Origin of the sequence: Virgibacillus sp. MSJ-26, assembly GCF_018918075.1 — a bacterium.
Taxonomy (GTDB): Bacteria; Bacillota; Bacilli; order Bacillales; family Amphibacillaceae; genus MSJ-26.
Window position 1 is genome coordinate 98,065 of sequence record NZ_JAHLPW010000001.1, and the last position, 26,987, is coordinate 125,051.

Here is a 26,987-nt window from a genome sequence, read left to right on the forward strand (position 1 = left end):
TGCGGTTTTCTGCTTAAGCTTGTCAGGGCTAAGCGGGTGCTTTCGCTTTTGATCGTCTAGCTTAAGCACCCAGCCCTTCGAGGTCAAAACTACGTGGCAAAGCGCCACTGCGGTTTTCTGCTTAAGCTTGTCAGGGCTAAGCGGGGTGCCCCGCGCTTTTGTTATGCGTTTAGATCGATTTTATTCCCTAGTGAGGGATGTGGTGCGGGTGAGCTTGTTTCTAGCATTTCTAGAAGTTGATCGCCTTGTTGGTTTAGTAAGTCTTTAACATTTGACATGACTTTCATACTAGCATCTGCTTTGACTTGTGTTTGAGCTTTTGCGATTGATAAAGCGGCTATATCCATTTTCGATTCCCCCTTTAAGCTTAGTGTATCATAAAACCGATAGCCTCAACATAGTTTGGAAAAGGTTTGTATAATTTTAAAATAATAAAGAATAACTAGTACTTTCTGACTACCTTTAGTATAATAAATATAAGTTAAGTTGGTGCATATACTTAGGGGGATGGATGGGGTGCAAAAAAAGAATAACTTTCTCATTACGAGGAAAACAAAAGCCATTGTCGCTAAAGATTCTGCTTACTATCGGTCAGCTATTTTAGAAAGTAATGGAGAACATGACTCCATACATAGTGCTGAAAAAATTTTAGATTACAGCTGTTTATTATCTGGGGCAACGTTGTCGGGCAGGAGAGCTGCTGTAAAAAAAGCTTTTAATATCAATAATAAGATTCCTGTTCCTGTTAATCCGGGGCAAGCTATTTATATGATGCCGACTTGCTCCACTAAAAGTAAAGATTGCGTCTGGTTGTCCTATTATCATATCGATTTTTATAAGGGCCGGGGTAATACAACATATATTACCTTTATGGATGGGTCTGGTTTATTTGTAAATGCCTCAGAAAATTCAATTGATATGCAACATAAACGTACGAGTCAAATTATCGCTAGACAAAATCGGATAGTATTATTTTCTCGCAATTATAGAGATCCATTTAACAATAGACCATTTTAACAGTAACTTGTAGAAGCAAGTTACTGTTATATATGCTGTTATATATGTAGCTTTAGATTTTCATTGGAAATAGATTTATCAGGGAAACAGTTTTTGGCTTGTAAGAGGAAGGGTCATTATGTATAATAATTAAGTGCGTGTAAGTTATTGTGAGTATTGACTGAACGGTCAGTCACAGACTTTACCACTACATGACCAGTCAGTCACTACATCATATCGTCAATATTATGAAATAGGTGTGGTTAAATGAATGAAAAAAAATTAAAGATAATGGATATTGGTTTAACCCTTTTTTCAGAAAAAGGCTACCATTCCACCTCCATTCAAGAAATCGCTACGGAAGCTGGGATTTCTAAAGGAGCCTTTTACTTATATTATCAATCAAAAGAAGACTTTATGGCTTCATCCATTGATTATATCTATTTGAAAATTATGAATAGATTGGATCAAATAAGTAATGAAGAGCTTCTGCCGAGAGAAAAGTTAGCCCAACAAATCAATATTCTGCTTGGTTATATTGAAAGCTATAAGGGTTTTATCTTAAGGTTTTTTACAGAAAGCATTTCAATTGGTGACCGAATGGATTCTCTGATAGAAAAAATGAATACACAACGCATACAATGGATGAAAAAGATAATTGAAGACATCTATGGAGATCAAGCAAATAATTTATTAATCGATATTATGATTCAATTTGAAGGTGTTCTAAATGCCTATTTTAAATGGATAGTTATGTATAACATAAAAATAGATTCAGAGAAAACAAGTAAGTTTATTACCCGACGGCTTGATGACATTGTTAACGGGATGATAAGCCAAAGGGAAACTCCACTCATAACTAAAGATCATATTACTTCATTATTAAATTATAAAAAACAAGATTTCAAAGATGTGATGCAAACTTTATATGAAAAGATTACATCTTTACCAATAAAAAATGAAAAAAAGAATCAATTATATGAGGTGGTCGCCACATTAAAAAAGGAAAAGAATCAAACAGAAGCAAACCCCATTTTATTACAGGGACTATTAGCACATTTTGCACCTTACCCAGTGCTACATGATGAGTGTGAACAATTGGCAGAGTTATGGGGGATTGAGTTATTACAAAACAGTTGAAACAAATCAGCGTTAAGTACGTATAAAGTAGAACGATAGATTAAATGGGACGAAGGAGTTAATTAAATGAAAATGAGAAAAATTTTACTGAGTTTGACTGCTATCCTGCTGATAGCTATGCTGGCCGCATGTAATGACGATGAAGAAGAATCGGGGGAAAAAGAGGAAGAGACGGTTACACCTGTGGAAGTAGCTGATATTACAAAAGGTGATCTGGTCGTTGATAAGTCATTTTATGGAAGAGCAGAACCAAATAAAACAACACCGATTATGGTTCAAATGCCTGGTGAAATTGATTCCTTGGAAGTTGAAGAAGGCGATAATGTAAAAGAAGACGATCTTATTGCTAAATTAAAGACACAAGCTGGAGTTCAAAATATCCGTGCTTCAAAAGACGGTACAATTGTAAATCTAGATGTTAGTGAAGGAGATATGGTCACCGATGAAGATCCACTGGCTATTATTGCAGACCTTGACACAATGAAAGTGAGTTTCGATGTTTCAAGTTCAGAGCACAGTTTATTTTCCAAAGAAGATAAACGTAAAATCTTTTTAGAAGATGAAGAATATGAAGCGGAAATTACCAAGGTTGGCTCCATGCCTGGCGAGACAGGATTATTTTCTATCCAAGCCAAAGTTGATAGTGAAGATGCAGATATCTTGTCTGGAACCGTTCTGAAAATCGAAGTGCCGACCAAACGCGTCAAGGATAGTCTGATTGTACCAACAGAAGCAATTGCTGAAGAAGATGGTGAAACGTATATATATATAGTGAATGACGATAAAGTAACTAAAACGGAAGTGACTATTAAAGAATCTCAAACAGATAAGACAGCAATTGAAGCAGATGCAAAAAAAGATGATCAAGTGGTCATAAAAGGTCAATTGACTCTGTCGGACGGTAGTCAGGTTAACGTAGTGGAAGCGGGGGAATAAATCTTGAAGTTAGTCAATACATCGGTCAAAAGACCTGTTGGTGTTATTATGATTGTCATTGCAATTATCGCACTTGGAATTGTATCGTTTCGTAATCTAGTTGTCGATATTTTTCCGGAAATTGATTTACCTGTTGCAGTTGTAGCGACATCATATGGTGACGCCGCACCACAAGAAGTAGAAAATTTAATCAGTAAACCTATTGAGTCTTCTGTAAGTTCGGTGGAAGGTATTCAAACGGTTCAATCTCAGTCGCAATCAGGCTCCTCCTTAGTATTAATGATGTTTAATAATGGGACGGATCTTGACCAAGCCTTACTGGACGTACGGGAAAACGTAGACCAAGTGAAGGGTTTTTTGCCAGATGACGCTGGTGACCCAAATATTATGCGTTTTAGCCCAGACCAACTCCCCGTCATGTGGGTTGGCTTAACGGGTGAGGATGCTGAACAGCTAACAAACGTAGCGGAAGATGAAATTGTTCCCTATTTTGAGCGGCAAGAAGGGGTAGCTTCTGTTAGCGTTGAGGGTGGTAAAGAACGAGAAATTCAAATTGTTTTAGACGAGGCAAAACTACAGCAATATGGGCTTAATTCACAAGCAATTATGCAAGCTGTCAGTAATCAAAATAGTTCAGCCTCTGTCGGGACAGTTGATAAGGGAGATAAAGATCTGCAACTCCGAGTATCGGGTGAATATGAGTCTGTCGACGATATAAAGAACACTGTACTCATGACCGAAGAAGGGGCGACTCTCCATGTTGATGATGTTGCTGCAGTAAAAGATACATTTAAAAATTCAGATTCAGAGACATTAGTGAATGGCGAACCATCTATTGTTTTATCTATCATGAAAAAAACTGATAATAATACAGTAGAAGTTGCTGATAATATTCGTGCTGCGATTGACGACCTTGAAGGTGATTTAGTAGATGGGGCACATTTAGATGTAGTCATTGACACGTCAGAATTTGTTCAAATGTCCATCGACTCAGTCATTAGTAATATTCTGATTGGGGGAGTCATCTCCGTCTTTATTTTACTCTTGTTTTTAAAGAGCGTCAGGGCAACACTTGTTATTGGACTATCAATCCCAATTGCGATTATCTCAACTTTTTCCTTAATGTATTTTACTGGAGAAACGCTGAACATTCTAACTCTCGGTGGATTAGCACTTGGACTCGGAATGATGGTCGATAGCTCCATTGTTATTTTGGAAAATATATTCTCCTATCGCCAAAGAGGCTATAGCTTATTTGAATCAGCGACTAAAGGAGCATCTGAACTTGCACCTGCCGTTATAGCGTCAACCACGACAACATTAGTTGTATTTTTACCAATTGTGTTCACACAAGGAATTGCGTCAGATTTATTTACACCACTTGCTTTAACGGTGTCATTTTCACTAATAGCTTCTCTTGTTGTAGCCATTACACTTGTTCCAATGCTTTCTTCAAAATTACTTGCAAATGCCATGGAAGATCATGGACGTCGTTACTGGTTTAATCGTGTGTTAGATCGTGTTAACAATGGTTACAGCCGTGTGCTGAAAGGTGTATTAAAATTCCGTAAGACGACCGTGTTTGGAACATTGGTTCTTATTATTTTAAGTCTAGGGCTGATTCCATTTATCGGAGCGGAATTCATTCCAGAATCTGATCAAGGCCAGGTGGGCATAACGATTGAAACGGAACCTGGTACATCATATGCTTATACGGAAGATATTGTAGATCAAGTTAACGAAAAGCTTATACCTTATGAAGATCAAATGGAAACCAACTTTGTGAGCATCGGTGGCGACGATATGGGTATGATGGGAGGAGGAGCAGCTTCATATACAATGCAGCTCATCCCAGCATCTGAAAGAGAGCAGTCAACCAATGATATCGTGCAAGCCATTGATGAAGATTTGAAAGATATTCCAGGCGCGGAAATAAAAGTTAACGCGATGGACACTGAGGTCAGTTTAGGTGATCCAATTCAAATTCAATTAAGCGGACCCGAACATGACGTATTACGCGAATTAGCAAGTGACGTTGTCGATGAAATTTCCCGCGTTGATGGGGTATACAATCCCGAGTCGTCAGCAGGAGATGGCACGCCACAACTTGATATTGTCATTGATAAAGATAAAGCTGCAACATACGGATTAACTCAGGATCAAATCTTAGGGCAAATTCAACTGCAGTTTACAGGTCAGGTCATTTCTCAGTATCGTGAGGAAGGCCGAGAAATGGATATTTCTATGGTTTACCCTGAAGATGAACGCAGCACTATAAGTGATTTGCAAGATATGAAAGTTCAAACACCGTCAGGAGCTGCGCTTGCTCTTGAAGAAGTAGCTGACTTGAAGGAAATGCAAGGTCCCGTTGCATTATCGCGTCAAAACCAACAGCCACAGTTGAACGTCACAAGTGAAGTTATGGATCGTGATTTAGGAAGTGTTATGAACGATATAGAAGATACACTAGCATCAATGGATTTACCTGAAGGATATGCTTATGATTTTGGTGGGCAAGCAGAAGATATGGCAGAATCGTTTACAGACTTAACCATCGCCCTCATCTTCTCAATTTTCTTAGTTTATGCTGTGATGGCTGTACAATTTGAGAATTTCTTATACCCATTCATTATCATGTTCTCATTGCCAGCAACAGTTATTGGTGTTCTATTAGGCCTATTTGTCATGGGTATACCGCTCAGTATTCCAGGCTTCATCGGGATCATTATGCTGGCGGGAATTGTCGTCAATAACTCTATTGTGCTCGTCGACTATATTAATATCTTGAGAAGACGTGGCATGGAACGATACGAAGCTATAATTGAAGCGGGTCGAAGTAGGTTAAGACCAATTTTAATGACGACTTTAACAACGATCTTAGCCATGGTACCGTTAGGCCTAGCGCTCGGTGAAGGTGCAGAAATGCAACAACCATTAGCCGTCACCATTATTTTCGGATTAACCGTATCAAGTATTTTCACCCTATTGTTAATTCCGGTTGTTTATACATTATTTGACGACTTTACAGGGAAATTTACAAGAAAGAAAAGGAAGAAGAAAAAGACAAAAGCTTAAACATCAAACCGTCACCAAGATGATTGAGCCCCAGTTAGTGGACTATTAAAAGTTACTGACTGGGGCTTTTATGTATTTGATTGTGCGGGATGGGCTAGTGTTAATCTATTGGACATGTTTTAAGTTAGTTTCGTGTTTAATGTCCAATAGGAGCGTTCAATTGGACATGGCTTCAGCAATTCCCGCCTTTCATGTCCAATAGTACAGTTCAATTGGATTGGAGCAATTATAAATCTTAATCTCATGCTCTAAGCCCTCCCATTTTCAATCATTGTATTTGTGAATGAGCGTACAATAGTGGTATATTTACAAATGAAGAATGAATTTAAATGTTACATTCGTGTATTATATGAAATGAATGCTAAAGTGAAAGGACGAAAATAAATGACAAAACAACAAGTTGGCGTCATCGGACTTGCAGTAATGGGAAAAAACTTAGCCTTTAACATTGAATCACGTGGTTACACCGTTTCGGTCTATAACCGCTCTTCTGAGAAAACAGAGCAAATGCTTAAAGAATCAGATGATAAAAATATAGTGGCAACGTACAGTATTGAGGAGTTTGTGAATTCACTTGAAAAACCGCGAAAAATCCTCCTCATGGTTCAAGCGGGGCCAGCGACTGATGGGGTAATTAAATCGCTTCTCCCACACTTAGATAAAGATGATATTTTAATTGATGGAGGCAATACCAACTTCAGAGATACTCAGCGTCGTAGTGAGGAACTCGAAGCAAAAGGAATTAATTTTATCGGTACAGGTGTTTCCGGTGGAGAAGAAGGTGCGTTAACAGGACCTTCGATGATGCCTGGTGGACCGAAAGAAGCACATGATTTGGTGCGACCGATGCTTGAGGCAATCTCTGCAAAAGTTGATGGTGAGCCGTGTACCACTTATATTGGACCAGACGGAGCAGGACATTACGTGAAAATGGTTCATAACGGTATTGAATACGGTGATATGCAGCTTATTTCTGAAGCCTATTTTATTTTAAAACATGTGCTAGGGCTAGACGCGAATGAACTTCATGAAGTCTTCAAAGAATGGAATGAAGGTGAACTTGATAGCTATCTCATCGAAATCACGGCAGATATTTTCTCCAAAACCGATGAAGAAACCGGTAACCCCATTGTCGATGTGATCCTTGATACGGCTGGCCAAAAAGGAACTGGAAAATGGACAAGCCAAAGTGCGCTTGATCTCGGTATACCTCTGCCAATTATTACAGAGTCTGTTTTCGCGCGTTTCATTTCAGCGATGAAAGAAGAACGTGTCAATGCAAGTAAAGTTCTGTCAGGACCTGAAGTCAAGGTGCATGAAGGGGATAAAAAGGAATTAATAGAAGCGGTTAGAAAAGCACTTTACATGAGTAAAATTTGTTCGTATGCTCAAGGGTTTGCTCAGTTGAGAGCGGCGTCTGAAGAATTTAATTGGGACCTGCAGTACGGTGACATTGCGATGATTTTCCGAGGCGGCTGTATTATCCGCGCTGCTTTCTTGCAAAAAATTAAAGATGCTTATGATCGTGATAAGCAATTACCGAACTTATTATTAGATCCATACTTTAAAGATATCGTTGAAAATTATCAGTCTGATTTAAGAAAAGTTCTTTCAGTTGCTATTGAAAATGGAATTGCGGTGCCAGGCTTGTCTGCGGCGCTGTCTTATTATGACAGTTATCGTTCAGAGAGACTTCCGGCTAATCTATTGCAGGCCCAACGCGATTATTTTGGTGCACATACGTATGAACGTGTTGATAAAGAAGGTCACTTCCATACAGAATGGTTAAAAGCGTAGGGTTAGTCGCCACACCGCTCGCTGCGGAAAAATACTACGCTTTCCGTGGATGGCTAATGAGCCCCGGGCCAAAAGGATGTTGGTTATGAAGGCGCCCTCACAGGACGTCGCGGTTTTAGCCTTCCATCATTTATAACGCATTTCGGGGGTGCGTTTGGCCTTACCTCCCACAAAGGTATTCGGTGGGACGAAGCTTGCTGCAGTCCAAGGAGTCTCCGTATTTTTTCTTCCGCTAAGGTATATGTGTTGTCTGATAGAATAATACTAAAAAAATATCCGAGCAATAATTCGAATCTCTTTTAAAAGGATTTTAATTATTGTTCGGATTTTTTCATTTTACATATTAATTACGCCAATTATTACTTTCATTGTTAGCCAGAGTTAATCCCTAATTTGCCACCAGTGAAAACCATCTTTTTCGAGTAATTCATCGGCAGCTTTTGGTCCCATTGAGCCGGATTCGTAGTTAGGGAAGTCAGGTTGTCTGTTTTCCCATATTTTTAAAACACGATCAATATAGCGCCATGTTAAGGCTACTTCATCCCAGTGGGTAAAATTAGTGGCGTCTCCTAGCATACAATCAAGAATTAACTTTTCATAAGCTTCTGGGGTATTCATGCCGTCAACGCCCGCGCTATTATATGAAAGCTTAACCGGTTCAGCTTGGGAGCCGACGCCAGTTTTTTTGGCATTTAAATAGAGTGTAATCCCTTCATCTGGGTGGATATTAATATAAAGCAAATTCGGATGTCGATCATCTTCATGTTTATAATAAAGATTCATTGGAATATCTTTAAATTCAATAACAAGTTTCGTTGCTTTTGTGGCCATACGCTTGCCTGTCCTAAAATAAAAAGGAACGCCAGCCCAGCGGTAGTTATCAATCATGACTTTTCCAGCGACATATGTTTCTGTATTTGAATCGTTTAACTCATAGGCTTCGTCACGATAGGCCGGAACTGTTTTATCGTTAATATGCCCACCACCATACTGTCCGCGCACGAAAAAGTCATCAACCTCGTCTTCCTCAATAAGTCTTAATGCGCGCAGCACCTTCACTTTTTCCGAACGAATCTCATCAGGTGTCAAGTTAATAGGGGGCTCCATAGCGAGAAGGGCAATCATCTGAAGCATGTGGTTCTGCGCCATATCCCGCGTTGCTCCTGAAACGTCATAGTACCTCGCCCGTTCTTCAACCCCAATCGATTCGCTTGATGTGACTTGAATATTGGCGATGAAACGATTATTCCATAAATGTTCAAAAATACCATTGGCAAAACGAATGACTTCAATATTTTGAACCATTTCTTTACCTAAATAGTGATCAATCCGGTAAATTTGGTCTTCATTAAAAGCAGCCCGAATCTCGTCATTAAGTATTTGCGCTGATTCTAAATCATGGCCAAATGGTTTTTCAATAACAAGGCGTGTCCAACCGGGGCTATCTTTCAACCCATTATTTGCCAAATTATTAGCAATAACCCCAAAAAATTGAGGTGCCATAGCAAGATAGAACATTCGATTTCCTTCTGTTTGATAGCGTTTCTCAAGATCGACAACTAACTGGTTTAATTCTTGATACGAACCAGAATCAGTCACGTCAAGGGATTGATAATAAAAGTTCGCTGTGAAATGACTTAAATCTTGTTCTGGTGAATAAGATTCTTTTACAGAATGTTCCACCGTATCACGAAATTCATCATTAGACCAAGGTCTACGTCCGATTCCAACGACTGCAAAATCCCCGCACATTTTCCGGTGTTGGCATAAATGAAAAATCGATGGAAATAATTTTCGTTTAGCCAGGTCACCTGTTGCTCCAAATATGATAATAAGCGCTTTAGGTCTCTTAGAATTTTCCAATTTAAAGCCCCTCTATTCGTAGATTTTAATACTCCAAACATCATTTTAAGGTTTAAAAAGGTTGAATTCAACTATACTGGCTAAAAAGTTCATATACATTATGTTCTAAAAATTATGTCTATTTATAGAATAAGGTTATACTTAGTTTCTAAAAATAGATAAAATAGGTGAGAATTTTATCTCTACATCAAGATAATAGGTTATCTTAATTAAATAAAGTGCCCTACGATTGTAGAGCACTTATATTATGTAGTCAATTTTCAGTTATCTGAGAATTATTGCGGTAACATCGAGAAAAAAGCAACAGTTGAAATGATTGGCATTGAAAACATCAATGATATGCCAATCAACGTAAATGTCGTCATCATTTCTTTCATATCTGCTGGCACATCGACTAATCGCTGTAAGAAGATAAAAACGACACCAAATAAAGTAATAGCTACAATAATAATAGCTGGAACAAGCATATCATTTATTGTTTCTGCTGGTGCCATATTCACGAAGCCGAATACGACTAAAATAATAGGAATGATTTCACTTATAAACACCCATATGAAAAATTTCTGCTGTATAGAGAATCTTTCTTCAGGATTTTCCTTCAGTCGGTCCATTGATATTTTAAAAATAATAGCAATGGGCAACACGGAAAGCGCCACAGCTGCTGCAAAAAAATGCATACTCAAAATCATCACCTCCGTTTAACATAGAGTAAAAAAGTATATTGTTCATAGTTTATCATAAAACTAAGACCTGTAGTATCTATTGTCAATTTCCTACAAAATTCGCTATAATATGAGTTAGTCTGTAGTTGGTGTGAGGTATGATTAGGAGAATAAAATGTATAATTATATGGATTTAGCTATCGCTTTTTTTATATCATTAATTTCTGCGTTTTTATTAACATATCCAGTGAAAAAAATTGCGCTCAAGTTTAAAGTGGTTGATTTTCCAAACTACCGTAAAATACATAAAAAAGTTACACCTCGACTTGGGGGTCTAAGCATATTTTTAGGTGCTTTACTAGGTGTACTTTATTTACATCCCCATCACGAACATTTACCAGGTATTTTCATGGGAGCATTAGCCATTATCGTCACCGGTGTGTTGGATGATCGTTACACCATCCGCCCTGTTATTAAACTTAGTGGACAGCTCATCGCCGCGTCATTTCTAATTTCCTCAGGATTGATCATTGAACGGGTCACGCTTCCTTTTATTGGGATGGTGGATCTTGGTTTTTTTAGTGTTTTGATTACGGTGTTATGGGTTGTTGGAATTGCGAACGCGATTAATTTAATCGATGGACTTGACGGGTTAGCGACAGGCGTCACAACCATTGCTCTTATCTGTATGTTTGTCATGGCTTTAATAGACGTGAGAACTATTGCTGCAGCCCTTTCCATAGTGTTAATCGGGGCAAATATTGGCTTTCTATATCACAATTTTCATCCTGCAAAAATATATATGGGGGATACCGGATCGAATTTTTTAGGGTATATGATAGCTGTCGTTTCGATGCTCGGTCTATTTAAAAATATTGCCCTGTTCAGTTTCATCATCCCAATTATTATTTTAGCCATTCCTATTTTTGATACACTTTTCGCCATTATTCGACGTGCTTATAATAAGGAAAGTATTATGCAACCAGACCGCAAACATATTCACTATCAGTTGCTTGATGTTGGATACAGCCACCGTCAAACAGTCCTAATCATTTATGCGTTCAGTGCATTGTTCGGTTTAATGGCGATTTTATTCTCAGAAGCATCACTCCAGGTGTCAATTCTCATCGCTGTTTTTATTTTATTACTACTTCATTTATTTGCTGAAATGGCAGGGTTAGTATTCAATGGCAAACGCCCCGTGCTGGACTTATTTGCTCGTATCTTCAGACGTGCGAAACGGGAGAAAGATGAAGAGTAAAATGCTTATATATAACGGTTATTCAGATTAGAGGCAGGGTGACAAATGTTACTCTGTTTTTTGTTGTGGAAAGAGCGCGATTAAAGTAGAAAGGAGCTGGTCGAGCGGGAACACAGCCCGCTCGTGCGGGTTCGGCTTAGGTCGAGCGGTAATTGCTCCCACTCGCGCGGCCGGCTCTCCCGCTCGGTCCGAAATTGTTCTCGCTCGGTCGGTAGGTCCGCTCACTCGGTCCAAAATCTCACCGTCAATCCCCTTCAATCCAGGTATTCCCCACGCTCAAAGTATCAATGTTCATAAGGTCACAAATTAGTCTATTTCTATCCAACGTTCTGTAACAAATATCCCTATTTTAAGTGATGTTAATCACACGTGCTCACTTTATATTTTCGTATCCTTTAAATGTAACATTCAATCGAGGACTTATTATCTTTGATTGATCCACTGCATTTATTTATAAAATTCAATGATAGAGGAGGGTGGAATTTATGAAGATGAACGGTCTTATATTCGTGTTAGGATTTTTGCTCGCTTTTGGAGCGGGTTATCTATTGTTAGGTAATAGTGGTGGAGAAGAAACCCAAGATGCTCCAGCACCTCAAGCAACTGAAAATTCAAGCCCAGAAGCAAGTGACTCAGAAGCTACAGATGACTCAAACTCAAACGCAGATCAAGAAGAAGCTGACACATCAACAGAAGCTGATGTGACACTAGATGCCGACACCGAAGCATTGTCTAGAAATAACTGTCTATCATGTCATGCGGTTGAAGCGGCTGGCCTTGACGGGGGGACAACAGGTCCTGATTTATCAAATGCTTATGAAGAAGTTGAAGGAAAGCACGGTAAACCAATTGATGAATTCTTACAAGAGCCGACGTCAGCCGTCATGTCCACTGTGATCGAGGACAATCCATTGGACGATGCTGAGCGGGAAAAAATCGTGGAACTATTAAAAGAAGTTTCAGAACTAAATGACTAACAGGAGGTGACGAGATTGACAAAAAGTAGGATTATATCTGGCGTTTTTGGCATATTAGCAGGATTGCTTGTCGCGTTTGTCTTTTTTGCAGACTACGGTGGTCAAGAAACAGCAGAAGACCAAGCGGATAACAAAAGTAAAGCTGAAAAAGTTTATGTACCTTATGGGGAACTTGACGATTATTACATGCTTGCCTCTGGCGGTCACTCAGGTCAACTTTTCGTTTATGGAATTCCGTCGATGAGAAAAATTAGAACAGTTCCAGTATTTACACCAGATCCAGCTACAGGATATGGCTATGACAAAGATACAAAAGAAATGCTTGATGGTTATACGTGGGGAGACTTCCACCATCCAGCTATTTCAGAAACAGAAGGCGAATATGATGGTGAATTTTTGTTCGCAAATGACGTGGGAAATAACCGTGTAGCTGCCGTTGATTTATCAACATTTCATACAACAGACATAATGAAATTACCGAACATGGGTGGCCCTCATGCCGGAGTGTTTGTCACTGAAAACACAGAATACATCGCTTTACCAACACGTTTCGCTCGCCCACTTGGCGGAGAATACGCATCCTTAGATAATTATGAAGAAGAGTATAAAGGTGTCGTATCCATGACTACCTTCGACCGTGAGAAACAAGAATTTGATTTAGCCTATCAAATTATGCTTCCACCATGGTCTTATGATTTATCAGACGCAGGTAAGAAAATGTCAGGCGATTGGATTGTCATGACAACGTACAACACAGAATTTGCAACAACTAATCTTGAAATCAATGCCTCACAAAATGACCGTGACTATATCGTTTTAATTAACTGGAAAAAACTCGAGAAAGAAGTCGCGGATGGTAATTACAATGAAGTCAATGGAGCAAAAATGATTGACCCACGCGACCATAAAGGCGCTATTTATGCAGTACCTGTCGCTAAATCACCACATGGCGTAGATGTTACCCCTGATGGAGAACGTTTCATCGCAGCCGGGAAACTTGCCCCATTAATGACGGTCTTCTCATTTGAAGAAGCCTTTAGCGCTATTGAAGAAGAAGATTTCAAAGAAGAAAAATTTGGTATTCCAATTTTACCATACGACCGCGTCATGGAACGTGAAGTTGACCCACCAGGCGCACTTGGACCACTTCATACTCAATTTGACGATAGAGGAAATGCTTACAACACCATGTTTATTTCATCTGAAATCGTCAAATGGAATATCGATTCAGGTGAAGTCATTGACCGTATACCAAACTACTATTCACCAGGACATGCCGCAGCATCCCAAGGTGATACCGTGGACCCTAAAGGGGATTGGATTGTCGGACTTAACAAACTATCAAAAGATAATTTCTTATCAGTCGGACCATCACACCCTGAATCAATGGACTTGATTGATATCTCTGGTGAGAAAATGGAACACATCATGGCCGTACCGGTCGACCCTGAGCCCCACTACGCGCAAATCGTAGAAAGGGATAAGATCAATCCTATCAAGCTCTATGAAAAAGATGAAGACCGTGAAGATTCCGTCTGGAAAAAAGAAGATGCCCACATCGTACGAGACGGCGATGAAGTTCATGTTTACGGCATAGCCATGCGTTCTCGCTTCGTATTCGACGCTGAAGCCGAACGCCCAGACGTCGTCGAAGTCAAAGAAGGCGATCATGTATACTTCCACATGACAAATATTGACCTTGACCAAGACATCACACACGGATTTGGCATCAATGATTATGACCTTAACTTTGAAGTCCAACCAGGTCAGACAAGCACACTCGACTTCGTAGCCGACAAAACCGGAACCTATCCAATATATTGCACCAACTTCTGCTCAGCACTGCACCAAGAAATGAGCGGTTACTTACTTGTCGAACCGAAGTGATATAATTCGGGACAATCCGAAGATAGCTCACGAACCAAAAAAGATGGTCGAATAAGAAACGTCACGCATCAAGCGTCCCTACGGCTTACCCATCGCCCGTGGGTAGCTGCGCCGCGCGAGTTGGTCCAGATCCCGCGCGACTGGTAGCATTTCTCGCGCGAGTTGACCCGGCTTCCGCGCGACTGGTAGCATTTCCCGCGCGAGTTGACCCGGCTTCCGCGCGCCCGGTAGCATTTCCCGCGCGAGTTGATCCGGCTTCCGCGCGACTGGTAGCATTTCCCGCGCGAGTTGTCTCGGCCCCCGCGCGCCCGGTAGGTGTTCTCGCGCGAGTTGGTCCAGATCCCGCTCGCCCGAACAGCATTCCCACGCGAGTTGCCGGAATCATGGTCCGAGTAGTAGCTCGGGCCTGTCGGGTGGGCGTTTTAGAGGCACATCACAGGCAACAGGAAGGAACTATGAAATTTTTATAGCCCACGGAAAGCGACGTATTTTTTCTGTAGCGGTGAGAAACAACCAAAAACAATCGCAATCCAGTTTCATAATCTGAGCCATGAAGGAGTGAATCAACATGGCAAAAAAGAAATTATCACATATATCAATAATCAGTTTAATCATAGCGGCCATTCTCTTAGTCATCTCCATTTTTGTTCCGTGGTGGCGGATGGATTTCTTTGCGCCGCAATATCCGGAAGGGCTCGATATCATCGTCTATCCGTATACTCTTGCAGGCGATATCGAAATCGTCAATGGCCTCAATCACTATATCGGCATGGAACTTTTCAGCAATGAAAGTTTTCCAGAATTAGCTTTTATGCCGTATATCGTTGGCGGGTTTGCCTTACTTACTCTAATTGTTGCATTATGGCGCAAGAAATCTGCTTTATACGGCCTGATTACACTTTTCGTTATTGGTGGCGCTGTAGGTATTTGGGATATGTATCGTTGGTTGAGAGAATTTGGTACCAATCTCGATCCCACTGCACCCATTGATTTAGAACCATTTGTTCCGCCCATTATCGGGGAAAATATCATAGCAAACTTTGTGACCTATAGTTATTTTTCAACTGGTGCCTATATTCTGCTCGCTGTATTCTTATTAATGATTTTCCCATTATGGAAGGATAGAAAAAAATGAGAAAACATTCTCCCTTACAAATAACTGGATGGGTGATATTGAGTCTTATGATCCTTTTATTTATTACACCTTTACCGACATTAGCGGCTGAAGAAGGATCCTTGCAACAGCTAATCGACGCCACACCAGCCAACGGAGAACTTAAACTTGAAGGAAAGGTGTACAAAGGAAATATTGACATCACTAAGCCCATTACAATCATCGGACAAAAAGGAACCGAAATTCACGGAGAAGGTGACAACAACGTCATCACCATTCACGCTTCCGACACGACCATCGACTCGGTCACTATTAAGTATGGTGGACTCAGCCGTGACTCCGAAGAGGAATTTTCAGGAGTACGTGTCATGGGAGAGAACAACGTCTTAAAAAATTTAACGATATCTGATATTTACCATGGTATTTTTCTAACAAAATCCAAACAGACGACAATTAAAAACTCACATATCACAGGTCAAGGTGAAGGCAAACTCGGAGATCAAGGAAATGGCATTCATATCGCCAGGTCGTCGGGAAGTAACATCATCGAAGACAACAAAATCCAAAACACACGCGATGGTATCTTCGTCGAATACTCAAATAACAACGAGATTAATAGAAATACCGTGACGCACACACGGTACGGCCTGCATTATATGTATTCCAATGATAATCATTTCTCTGATAATCATTTTAACAATAATCTCGGTGGAGCGGCCATCATGCATTCGGATCATATTTTACTAGAAAATAATGAGTTTTCTTATAACCAAGGCTCTCGTTCATTTGGCTTACTCATTCAAGCCAGTCGTGATATTGAAGTGTATGACAACCAATTTCACCTTAATCAACGTGGGCTTTATTTGGAACAATCAACAAGCAATCGGATTGAAGACAATGATATTTTCCATAATCAAATTGGCGTTGAAATATGGGCCTCATCAACCGCTCATGTATTCATAAAAAATGCCTTCAATAAAAATAATTCTGATGTCGTTGCCATAGGCGGTTATATGGGGAACGAATGGTTTGAAAATGGGGTCGGAAACTATTGGAATAAACCGATGTTTGATTTAAATCAAGATGGTGTCGGTGACTCGACATTCCAATACACATCTTCACTCGCCAATCTACTAGAAGATAATGAGCTGGCCTATCTCTTTTTAAGCAGTCCAGCTATCAATATATACGAAAAAATGAACGCTATGTTCAGTAACAATCAAATCATGGCTGAAGATGAATACCCACTCATGCCAGAACAAAAACCATTATCAATTTATACGGTGGGACTTATCATCATCGCAGTTTTTAGCTTAATTTACGTCTATGGAAGGAGTCGGAAAAAATGGCCTATATTTGGAAGGAATGGTTAGAACAAGTACGAGGTAAAGGACTATGGATCGGCGTTGGCATGCTGATGCTTGCATCCATTTTTCTCATCGCTGAAGCCCGTAGTTATCCAACAGATTTAGGATTTGAAGCACTCCTTCTTTCCATGTTTGATATTAATGTTTATTTTATTCCTCTCTTTGGAATGTTTCTCGCGTCATTTTCTATTTACCAGGAAAAAGAACTGAAAACAGCGATGATTCTACTTACGAAAAGAGAATCCTATCTCAGTTTCTTCCTAAAAAAATCACTCGCCGTCCAACTATCATTAATCAGTACTTTTATCGGGGCTTATCTCATCTTAGCTGTCTTTATGAAAGGATTTCTCGTATTCCATGTGACAAGCTTTTTGTACTTTTTACTCATCATGACTATCTTTTTAGTTATCTTTATTCAACTCGGTTTACTCCTTGGAAGCATTGCAAAAACGAGAATGCAGTTGATTGGTATCAATATTATTATATGGTTTTTAGTCGTCTTTTTAATCGACCTTATTTTTTTATACTATTTACCAGCCGTTACCTATCAAAATGTCGAAGTATTTTCTTGGATCTATTTCCTGGACCCAATTCACACGATGCGATTCTTTTTAGAAACGACATTCGATCTCTTTTCACTAAGCCACTTATCACAACTGATGGAAAAGTTTCTAGTTATGGACATTTGGAAATTCGTCCTGATCAACACACTTATTTGGCCGTTTCTATTTACAGTATCAGCCTTACTTTTCCATACCAAAGGAGCGAAACATGACTAAGATTGGAGGGATGACACATGCAAACAATGATTCAAATAGACGACATATCCCATGCCTATGACAAAAAGATCGTCTTACACAACATTCATTTATCGATTGAAAAAGGTGAACGTTGCGCCTTAGTCGGACGAAATGGTGCCGGAAAATCAACCCTAATCCACCTGTTGCTTAACATCATGCCACTCAAGAAAGGAAAAATAACTCTCGCCGGACATCCAAACAAAAAGCAAACATGGAAACAGTTCGTCTCCTACTTACCCGAAAAATTCGATCTCTATCCCCATCTAAGTGGATACGAAAACATGCAATTTTTCGCAACACTCAGCAACAAGAAAATCGAACCAGATAAAATCAACGAAAAACTCAAACTCGTCTCACTCTGGAACGCAAAGGATGCCCAAGTCAAAGGCTACTCCAAAGGCATGCTTCAGCGTCTCGGACTCGCCATCATGCTTTATTACGACACAGACATCATCATACTAGACGAACCAACAAGCGGCCTCGATCCAATTGGCCGCGCAGATATATTAAAAATTATCACATCACTAACTGGAAAAACCATTTTAATGGCCTCACATCATATGTCGGAAATCGAGCAAGTATGCACGCATGTCGCTTATTTAGACGACGGCAAAATGACTAAATACGATATAGAAGACTTCCTAGTCAAATATAAAGAGGGGGCAATGTAATTGAAACGTAGATTACTAATTTTCGCTATCACTTTCTTAGGACTTATTATGCTGACAAGCTGCGGTTCATCGCCGGAATTTAAGGTGGACACCGCTCCAAAATATAAAGTAGACGTCACCTATCCTATCATCTTGAGCGCTACCGAAAATGGCGACGCGGTGACAGGATTGGATATCGTCGCTACGCTTGAAATGGCTAAGATGGATCACGGGGTCATAAAGGTTAAGTTTGAAGATAATGGTGACGGCACGTATACAGGTGAGGTTGAGCTTCCGATGGGTGGCGAGTGGATTGCAAATGTCGAAGCAGAACAAGACGGAAAAACTTATGATGACATGCTGACGTTTGATGTGAAAGAAGAATAGCGGATTAAATTTTGTTAGTGAAGGAGGGGTTTTTTATGAAAAATAGGAGATGGTTGACGCTACCATGCTTGCTTCTCGTCGTCTTTTTACTCGCTTCGTGTGCAAGCGATGCAGACAGTAACGAAGCGGTTGATAAGGAAGTAGAGAACCAAGCAGCTGATGAAAGTAATCAGGAAGAAGGCTCTGAAAGCATTGTCACTATTGACGGTGAGGACATGACACGTGATGATTTGGCCTTTTATACGTTAATGGATAAAATTAAAATAGAATTAAATCGGGCTGAAGATGAGGAAGATTTGGCTGGTGAAGAACTCGCTGATAAAAATGCGTACTGGGACGAGCAACTTGCTCAATACGAGAATGTTAACATTGGCCTTCAAAGCATGATTGAAATCAAATCGATGTCTCTTCTCGCCCAAGAAAAAAACTACTCCGTTCCCGATGAAAAGTTGGAAGTGAAAGTGGAAGACTTCGAGAAGCAAACTGAGGGAAATGAAGCGGTGGCTCAGCTTATTCAAGAGTACGGTGAAAAGGATTACCATTACCATCTACGTGAGTATGTCCGTGAATCCACTTTAAGAGATCGTGTTGCCGAAGACCTGAGTGATGATATTGCTGAAGAAAACCCTGACGCCTCAGAAATCGAGCGTAATTTTCTATTAAACGATGAATTTGAAGACTTGTTCATGGATCAACTTGCTTCTCTTGAAGTGGAAATACATTTGGAGTAGCGCGGATAACTATTATGAGGTCATCGTAAAAACAGCTTTAACCTATTTGGGTGGCTGTTTTTTTGCTTACCAGGAAACTATAGTATTAAAACTTCTGTGGATAAAAGAGGATGGGACATAAGTATTTTAGTTAATGTAAAAGCGAACGTATTAAAGTATATTTTTTTTAATATACACTTTTAAAATCAGCGTAGGAAAAATACGTAGACTCCTTGAAAAAGAAAACCACTTTTTCTGCGTGCGATGAATCGCTGTCGAAGTATTCCTTGTCCAGCAGGATGAAAAGCTTAGATGAGACCCCGCAGAGCGTCATGAATGATGGAAGGCTAAATTCGCGACGTCCTGTCGCAACGCCTTCATGACCAACATCCTGTTGGCCCGAGGCTCATCAGCGCCTGCGGAAAGCGAAGTATTTTTCCGAAGCGAATAATGCTCGCTTAAAATTGTTCGTCTTTTAATTACTAATACTTAGTTTTGTCCCAGCCTCGATATAAAGAGATTTTTACATTTTCTGTTTCTTATTCGCATGATAAATTCTCCACTTAGACAAATCCATATCGGCTTTCAGAATACCACTTGCCGGGAAAACAAAACGGGTAGGTTTACTCGTGTTAGCCTTAATAACTAAGTTTTCCAGTCGAAACGTGCCGCTTGCGACAACATCCTTATTCGCGTCCATCACTTCAAGTGGAACCTGTTTAAGAATGATATTTCGTGGCGTCCCATTACGTATCAAAAGAATAGCGACCAGACTGCCGTTATCATCTTTACGAACTGATAAACCCGTAAATTTCACTTCATCTCGTCCAAGTGGAGGAGAATCTTCAATAAGTTTTTTCAATTTTCGCTTTATGAAAGGAGACGGCTTGATCCCTGTCGTGTTCGACAAATCGAGACGGTGCGGGTCATGTGACTCATTTTTTTTCTCAAATGCGAGCGACCAAGAGCTGAGGTCAATCATTCCCTCATGATTTGACTTGACGTTCACTGATTTGCCAGTCTTTCCAAGAAAAGAATCCTGAGGGAAAATAAACGTCCAAGGTCTAGCTGAATTCGGTGGTAAACTGCCTAACTCCTGCAAATCAAAAACGTGCCTCGCCACAGGACGCCCTGCAGAATCAATTAATAGAACAGGCACTTTTTTTAGGCGAATCTCTTTTTGAACCGTGCTTCGAATGAGTGCTTTAATCTCTACTTTCCCGTCACCTCGTCTTAATTCCATACCGTACATTGAAAGTTGGTTGCTATTTAATAGAGGACTTTCCTGATTATGTCTTTCGTAAAACTCATGTGACTCGGCGGATATCGGCTGATTCGGTAAAATAGATAATTCCGTAGAAAATTTCTTATTATCACGTTCAAACTCTCCCGTATGCCTCATCATTAAGAACCCTCCCCATCGAAAAATCATCTAACCCAATTGTAACATAAGTCGAAAATAACTGAATATATTATCAAGTCAAATGTTATTCTTACAAATTATGTTGCTCAGCTCGCCCGGTGTATGGGCACTCGGTCCATAATCTCCTCATTCGATCGCCAGCCAGCATCGCCCACTCGGTCAACAACTCCCCCCACCTCCAGCCCGAAATTTCTCCAACTCCCACGATTCCCATCCGCATGCCCACCACGATCCTATATTATCAAACTTTATTAAAATTAAACGTTTAAGTTATCTCATTTCGTGGTAAACAATTATAATTTGTAAAACGAAAGCGAGGGAGTTAGCGATTTAATTATCTCAATAAAAAGTCCCATAACCAAGGTTTCGATCTGAATAATCTACTTACTCAAACAAAACATATAATCAAAACTTCAATGACAACCAAATCAAATTTTAAAAAATCTACCATTCGTACACACTCAAAAAAGATATTTAAATAAAATAACTTAAAACAATAAGGGAGTCGAGCATTTAAGTATGGAAACCTCACAAAAAGGATCATTAAATAAAGGCAATAACGAAAGAACGACATTAAATAAATCACTAAAAGCACACTGGGTCTGGGCGATTGCTCTCGGATCATCCATCGGTTGGGGTGCCTTCGTCCAACCAACAACATGGATGGCTGACGCAGGACCCCTTGGCGTCATTGCAGGTTTTGGGATCGGTGCCGCACTCATGTGTCTGATCGCTGTCAGTTACGGTTTTTTAGTTAAAAGCTTCCCAGTTTCAGGTGGAGAATTTGCCTACTCATTCGTCAGCTTAGGCCGTACACACGCATTCATCTGCGGTTGGTTTCTGACACTAGGTTATATTTGCATCGTCGCACTAAACGCATCAGCCTTTACATTAATGTTCAAATTCATTTTTCCAAAAGTCATCAATAATTTATTCTTATATGAAGTCGCAGGATGGAGCGTCTACGCACCCGAAATTATCATCGCATCCGTTCTGCTCGGTATCGTAGGTTATTTCAACGTACGCGGAACAGGACTGTCAGGCCGCATGCAATTTGTCTTTTGCGCCATCATGATCTTCAGCGTACTAGCAATCAGCCTGATGGTCGGGGCTAAACCAGGCACAGGATTTGAAAACATGCAGCCACTCGTCCCAGCAGACAAAACAACATGGGGCGCCATTTTAACCATTGTCGCAATCGCACCATGGGCATTCGTCGGCTTCGATAACGTGCCCCAAGCAGCAGAAGAATTCAACTTTTCATCAAAAAAAGCATTCACACTTATTATATTTTCAATCCTAGTTGCTGCCCTACTATACGCGCTCATGATCACAGCAACCGCCATGATCACACCATGGGAAGGCCTCGTAGCAGCCGACCATAGTTGGGGAACAGCCGCCGCCATCCAAGGATTACTCGGCAACATGGGACTCGTCCTGCTCGTCACAGCATTAACAATGGGTGTACTCACAGGACTCAACGGCTTTATTCTTTCATCAAGCCGCTTACTATTCGCCATGTCACGAGCAAAAATTTTACCAGAAGTCTTTTCCAAACTACACCCAAAATACAAAACACCATACGTCAGTGTTATTTTTACCGTAGTTTTATCCATGTTCGCTCCATGGTTCGGACGCGAAGCACTCATGTGGGTCGTAGACATGTCATCCATCGGCGTCACCATCGCCTACCTATACACATGTTACACAGCCTACAGCCTATTCAAATGGTCCAAAGGCAAAGACTTTAACAAAGACAAACACACCGTCGCACCAGTCAAAAAAGTACTCGCAGGCCTCGGCGTTATCGCAAGCATCTCGTTCCTAGGACTCTTGCTCATCCCAGGCTCACCCGCCGCACTCGGCATCGAATCACGCATCGCACTCGTCGCCTGGGTCGCACTCGGAGGAATATTCTATCTCGTCAAACGAACCGAATTCAACAAAATACCAAAACAAGAACTCAACTATCTCATCCTAGGACGAAAAAAAATCGTCACCAAAGACTAAACCATTTTGGCAAAATCGCTATCGATCAGCACACCTGCTATGATCAGCATCGCGTCTCGATTAAACCCATGCTCAACAACAAGCAACGGCTAACCCCACCCCAAAAAGCAAGGAAGAAGATACCATCTTTTTCCTTGCTTTTTTTGACAGGAAAAATGCGACCACATCTTAATCATGGTACTATATAGAGGAAATGGGGAAATAATTTTCCAATCATTTTCCATAAACTAGTAATTTATAAATCACGGGAGGAATATAAATGAGAAGTCTAAGACGGTCACGTACACTGTGGTTGCTAGCATTAAGTATGCTGCTTATTCTAGGTGCGTGTTCGGATGATGATGGGGAAGCGAAAGATGATGACGGGGAAGATGACGAAAAGGTTGAAGTATACAATCCTGATCCCGACCCAGATGCAACACAAATATCAACTTACAATGAAGAACGATTAAATGACCAAGCAGACATAGAAGAAGATTTGATGGAAGAATATGAACAAGGAAACTACACATATGAAGAACCGTTTATTAAAGTAGATCCATACGATACGTCACCATTAAGCGCTCTCATCATGTTTGAAACAGACGAACCGATGCAAGTTAGGGTGACAACAGGAATAGACGAGGGCGAGGAAGAAATTGTCAAGCTTTGGGACGAACCAAACACCTCGCACGAAATTCCAGTACTAGGTCTCTATCCAGGTGAAGAAAATACGGTTAAAATTGAAGTCATCGATGAAGATAATCAAGCGGAAGAAGCGGAAGTTGTCATTGAAACAGATCCACTTCCAGATGATTTTCTTGATACAGAACTCGTTAAAGCCGAGCCAGATAAAATGGAAAACGGTTTAACCTTCATCGTCCCAACAAGTGGATACTTATACGCAGTCGATGATCAAGCAGATGTTCGTTGGTATTCGTCATTACGTAGTCGACTTATCTTCACGCGACTGAGTAATGGAAACTTTGTTCAAACAACGAGAGCAGACGATGCCGATCAATATAATGAATTATTAGAGCTAGATATGTTAGGTAAAATCTACAACGCCTACAATATTGAAGTAGAAGGTTATGATGAAGAAAAGGATAATCTAGTACATCATGAAGTGATCGAAGTACCAAGCGGAAACTTACTAGCAACAACACATGAAACAAACTCCGATTATGAAGAAGATCATATGCATGAAATTGACCGTGATACCGGAATCACGACACAGGAAATTAACTTGCGTGACGCCATGCCAGAAGACGCACCGGACGACTATGATGGAAAAAATGCCGAAGATGGCGACTGGATTCACCAAAATGCCATTTTCTATGACGAGAGCGACAACAGTATTTTAATTTCAGGTCGAAGCCAAGACATTATTATGAAACTCAGCTACCCTGAAGGAGAAGTTCAATGGATTTTAGGAGCTGACGAAGAATGGCCAGAGGAATTTGAACAATATGTACTCGAGCCTCAAGGTGACGTGAAATTCCCGGCCGGACAACACGCCATGAAAATTGTTGATAATCCAGAATATCAAGACAACCCAGAAATGAAAGATATCATCCTTTTCGACAACAACGAAGTCTTCACACGAGGCGATCGTGATGTGAGCAAGGATTACAGCCAAGCCATCCGCTATCTCGTGAATGAAGAAGACATGACCGTTGAAGAAACGTGGTCATATGGTAAAGACCGCGGCGAAGAGTTCTTCTCACATATTATTGGTAACGTTCAATATTTGTACGATAGGGATAATATTATCTTGAACTCGGGCGCAACAGATGACCCTGATTCGCCTACCGGTGTGACCGGGAGAGTGGTTGAAGTCGATACCTCTGACGATCCAGAAGTTTATTACGAACTCGCCATCCGAGGAAAAGATGAAGACGCCGTAAAGTATACGTATCGCACATGGCGCTTTCCGTTATATCCAGACATTGGTTGGGATTATAGTTTAAAAGAAGAATAATTGCACATCAAAAGCACTGTAATCCTTAAAATATAATCACATAACGCTACGGAAAAATACTTCACTATTCGTGGGTTAGGAAGAATTGTAGTTCGTTCTTCTTTGCCAATGAGCCTCCGAATGCTATCACAACAAGGTTCACCAATGGCTTATCTCCCACTTGAATATTCGTAGCTGTCCTTTAGCTAAATTGAATAATGCTATATAAAAAATAGTCCGAACAAAGTCGAAGTCTTATAATCACTTTGATTAATGTTCGGATTTTATTTGCATTAATACACGCCTCCACTAAATCTCCTATCTAAAGGAAAAGCAGTTTACCGTTGTTGAAAAGGAGGATGAAGATAATTAATTTAATGAAATGACGACCTAAAGGGTCTTCCGCTCGAGTTGAGGTTGCAGCTGCGAGACCTGAAACTTCACTTTTTAATTTACATCTAAAACAATAGTTCTAAATTGAAAATCAATATGTAATAGATTGCAAACCTACCTATTGAAACTAAATTTAATAATTTACTCCACTGAAAAATTGACAAATTCTGAATAAATGATATATTATAAACATTAATAATTAATAACGCTTTCATTTATATGTAAAGTGAAGATTTAATTAAACCAACTTAAGAAATAAGTTCTGTAAAGTCTGTAAAAGCTTCTAACCGAAGATAAACGCAGATAGCAGCCAGTTCAAAAGACTTGAAAGATTTATGGTCTATTTGAGTTGGCTTTTTTTATAATGAAAAGGCTTTAAAAGAGAATGATTAGTAAAATTACTTTGTCATTGCTTTTGTATTCAGTATCCTTAAAGTCAATAAACGGGAGGTGTAACATATCATTTAAACATTTAAATACGATACCGACATCCTAAATTCTATTTTAAGTGTAATTAAGGTATTTAATAGTTAATCACATAAAACAATTAAAAAAGAGGAGGAGAAATAATGAAAAGACTGATTTCAATTTTGGGGTTATTGTTTCTATTCGCTATGACTTTGAGTGCCTGTGGTGAAGAAAGTGTTGAGGGTGAAAGTGATGGCGATGTAGATACAGATAATATTGATGACGCCTTGGACGGTGAATTTATTACCATTCTTACCGGTGGATCTTCAGGTGTATATTATCCATTAGGAGGTGCACTGGCTAAAATATATCAAGACTTAGGAGCTAATGCGAATAGTCAATCCACTGCAGCGTCTGCAGCTAATATAACAACACTTGAACAAGGTAAAGCAGAAATAGCTTTTTCTATGGGGGATGCTGCATCAGATGCTGATGAAGGAATTGGAAGCTTTGAAGAACAAGGAAAGCAAGAAAACGTTCGAGCTATTGCCTCCCTCTATCCAAATTATTTGCAAATCGTTGCTACAGAAAAATCAGGTATTGAAACGGTTGACGATTTAGCAGGAAAAAGCGTTGCTGTTGGTGCCCCTGCCTCTGGAACTGAAATTAGTGCTCAGCGTGTCTTAGAGGCATATGGCATGTCGTATGATGATATTAATGAAGATTTTCTGTCTTTCTCTGAAGGTGTTGAAGGGATACAAAATGGTAATATTGACGCGGTTGTAATATCTTCTGGAATGCCAAATGCAGGTGTATTGGAGCTTCAGACAACAGAAGATATTGTTATTGTAGAAATTGAAGAAGAAAAAATATTAGAAATGCAGGAAAATTATCCTGTTTATTTCCCGACAACGGTACCACAGGATATATATGATTTAGATGAAGATGTGACGACAATTGCTGTTAATAACGTTTTATTAACACATAAAGACGTTTCAGATGAAGTCGTCTATGCTATGACAAAAGCGGTGTTTGATAATATTGAGCAGTTGAAGGAATCGCATAATGCTGCTAAGGATATTTCAATTGAAGAGGCGTTAGACAATCTACCAATGCCATTGCATCCGGGGGCAGAAACATATTTCGACGAGCAAGAGGCATCTGAGTAAATTTTAAAAATAATAATGTGGTG

22 protein-coding genes are annotated in these 26,987 nt (G+C 40.0%); 17 read left to right on the top strand and 5 right to left on the bottom strand.

What is annotated here, in order from left to right; genetic code table 11:
- Nucleotides 1–161: 161 nt before the first annotated feature.
- Complete coding sequence (locus tag KQI49_RS00450) at nt 162–347, bottom strand: YjfB family protein (protein ID WP_216485733.1); 186 nt, start codon at nt 345–347, stop codon at nt 162–164.
- A 160-nt stretch (nt 348–507) separates the two neighbouring features.
- Here KQI49_RS00450 and KQI49_RS00455 point away from each other — a divergent pair, with 160 nt between their 5' ends.
- From KQI49_RS00455 to KQI49_RS00470, 4 genes are all read left to right on the top strand, one after another.
- Nucleotides 508–1,017, top strand: coding sequence for a competence protein ComK (locus KQI49_RS00455; protein WP_216485735.1), 510 nt, complete (start codon nt 508–510; stop codon nt 1,015–1,017).
- Between the two features lie 246 nt (nt 1,018–1,263).
- Entirely contained in the window at nt 1,264–2,136 is an 873-nt protein-coding gene (locus KQI49_RS00460; RefSeq protein ID WP_216485737.1) for a TetR/AcrR family transcriptional regulator, read from the top strand.
- Nucleotides 2,137–2,202: 66 nt separating this feature from the next.
- On the top strand, nt 2,203–3,072 hold the full coding sequence (locus tag KQI49_RS00465) for an efflux RND transporter periplasmic adaptor subunit (RefSeq protein ID WP_216485739.1): 870 nt from the start codon (nt 2,203–2,205) through the stop codon (nt 3,070–3,072).
- A 3-nt stretch (nt 3,073–3,075) separates the two neighbouring features.
- Nucleotides 3,076–6,147: an efflux RND transporter permease subunit gene (locus tag KQI49_RS00470; protein WP_216485741.1), complete on the top strand. Its 3,072-nt coding sequence runs from the start codon at nt 3,076–3,078 to the stop codon at nt 6,145–6,147.
- A gap of 119 nt (nt 6,148–6,266) precedes the next feature.
- Here KQI49_RS00470 and KQI49_RS18715 read toward each other — a convergent pair whose 3' ends face one another.
- Nucleotides 6,267–6,392 carry a hypothetical protein gene (locus KQI49_RS18715; protein WP_256438977.1) on the bottom strand — a complete coding sequence of 42 codons (126 nt, stop codon included), beginning with the start codon at nt 6,390–6,392 and terminating at the stop codon, nt 6,267–6,269.
- Nucleotides 6,393–6,531: 139 nt separating this feature from the next.
- On the opposite strand from KQI49_RS18715, the gene gndA reads away from it, so the two are divergent.
- A complete protein-coding gene (gene gndA, locus KQI49_RS00475; RefSeq protein WP_216485743.1) occupies nt 6,532–7,944 on the top strand; it encodes an NADP-dependent phosphogluconate dehydrogenase in 1,413 nt (470 codons plus the stop codon).
- Nucleotides 7,945–8,325: 381 nt separating this feature from the next.
- On the opposite strand, the gene zwf is transcribed toward gndA, so the two are convergent.
- Together zwf and KQI49_RS00485 are read right to left on the bottom strand one after the other, a co-directional pair.
- Nucleotides 8,326–9,807: a glucose-6-phosphate dehydrogenase gene (gene zwf, locus KQI49_RS00480; RefSeq protein ID WP_216485745.1), complete on the bottom strand. Its 1,482-nt coding sequence runs from the start codon at nt 9,805–9,807 to the stop codon at nt 8,326–8,328.
- Between the two features lie 275 nt (nt 9,808–10,082).
- Entirely contained in the window at nt 10,083–10,490 is a 408-nt protein-coding gene (locus KQI49_RS00485; protein ID WP_216485747.1) for a hypothetical protein, read from the bottom strand.
- 154 nt (nt 10,491–10,644) lie between these two features.
- Between KQI49_RS00485 and KQI49_RS00490 the strand changes: the two genes are divergently transcribed.
- The 9 genes from KQI49_RS00490 (at nt 10,645) to KQI49_RS00530 (ending at nt 19,643) form a co-directional block, all read left to right on the top strand.
- Nucleotides 10,645–11,730 carry a glycosyltransferase family 4 protein gene (locus KQI49_RS00490; RefSeq protein ID WP_216485749.1) on the top strand — a complete coding sequence of 362 codons (1,086 nt, stop codon included), beginning with the start codon at nt 10,645–10,647 and terminating at the stop codon, nt 11,728–11,730.
- Nucleotides 11,731–12,215: 485 nt separating this feature from the next.
- On the top strand, nt 12,216–12,707 hold the full coding sequence (locus tag KQI49_RS00495) for a c-type cytochrome (RefSeq protein ID WP_216485751.1): 492 nt from the start codon (nt 12,216–12,218) through the stop codon (nt 12,705–12,707).
- A 15-nt stretch (nt 12,708–12,722) separates the two neighbouring features.
- Nucleotides 12,723–14,594, top strand: a complete 1,872-nt coding sequence (nosZ, locus tag KQI49_RS00500; RefSeq protein WP_216485753.1) for a Sec-dependent nitrous-oxide reductase — start codon at nt 12,723–12,725, stop codon at nt 14,592–14,594.
- 568 nt (nt 14,595–15,162) lie between these two features.
- Nucleotides 15,163–15,729 carry a hypothetical protein gene (locus tag KQI49_RS00505; RefSeq protein WP_216485755.1) on the top strand — a complete coding sequence of 189 codons (567 nt, stop codon included), beginning with the start codon at nt 15,163–15,165 and terminating at the stop codon, nt 15,727–15,729.
- Entirely contained in the window at nt 15,726–17,081 is a 1,356-nt protein-coding gene (gene nosD / locus KQI49_RS00510) for a nitrous oxide reductase family maturation protein NosD (RefSeq protein ID WP_216485757.1), read from the top strand. The genes KQI49_RS00505 and nosD overlap by 4 nt, the downstream gene beginning before the upstream one ends.
- On the top strand, nt 17,054–17,854 hold the full coding sequence (locus KQI49_RS00515) for an ABC transporter permease (protein WP_216485758.1): 801 nt from the start codon (nt 17,054–17,056) through the stop codon (nt 17,852–17,854). Before nosD ends, KQI49_RS00515 begins: the two co-directional genes overlap by 28 nt.
- A 17-nt stretch (nt 17,855–17,871) precedes the next feature.
- On the top strand, nt 17,872–18,546 hold the full coding sequence (locus KQI49_RS00520; protein ID WP_371817485.1) for an ABC transporter ATP-binding protein: 675 nt from the start codon (nt 17,872–17,874) through the stop codon (nt 18,544–18,546).
- Nucleotides 18,547–18,912 (top strand): FixH family protein, encoded by a 366-nt coding sequence (locus tag KQI49_RS00525; protein WP_216485759.1) that lies wholly within the window; start codon nt 18,547–18,549, stop codon nt 18,910–18,912.
- A 35-nt stretch (nt 18,913–18,947) separates the two neighbouring features.
- Nucleotides 18,948–19,643, top strand: a complete 696-nt coding sequence (locus KQI49_RS00530) for a hypothetical protein (RefSeq protein WP_216485760.1) — start codon at nt 18,948–18,950, stop codon at nt 19,641–19,643.
- A gap of 502 nt (nt 19,644–20,145) precedes the next feature.
- On the opposite strand, the gene KQI49_RS00535 is transcribed toward KQI49_RS00530, so the two are convergent.
- On the bottom strand, nt 20,146–21,027 hold the full coding sequence (locus KQI49_RS00535) for an SLAP domain-containing protein (RefSeq protein WP_216485761.1): 882 nt from the start codon (nt 21,025–21,027) through the stop codon (nt 20,146–20,148).
- 537 nt (nt 21,028–21,564) lie between these two features.
- On the opposite strand from KQI49_RS00535, the gene KQI49_RS00540 reads away from it, so the two are divergent.
- The 3 genes from KQI49_RS00540 to KQI49_RS00550 all read left to right on the top strand — a co-directional run bounded on the left by KQI49_RS00540 (nt 21,565) and on the right by KQI49_RS00550 (nt 26,964).
- Entirely contained in the window at nt 21,565–23,055 is a 1,491-nt protein-coding gene (locus tag KQI49_RS00540) for an APC family permease (RefSeq protein ID WP_216485762.1), read from the top strand.
- A gap of 259 nt (nt 23,056–23,314) precedes the next feature.
- Complete coding sequence (locus tag KQI49_RS00545; protein WP_216485763.1) at nt 23,315–25,015, top strand: aryl-sulfate sulfotransferase; 1,701 nt, start codon at nt 23,315–23,317, stop codon at nt 25,013–25,015.
- Between the two features lie 941 nt (nt 25,016–25,956).
- The gene (locus KQI49_RS00550) at nt 25,957–26,964 is read left to right on the top strand and encodes a TAXI family TRAP transporter solute-binding subunit (RefSeq protein WP_216485765.1); all 1,008 of its coding nucleotides are present in this window, start codon (nt 25,957–25,959) and stop codon (nt 26,962–26,964) included.
- Nucleotides 26,965–26,987 lie beyond the last annotated feature (23 nt).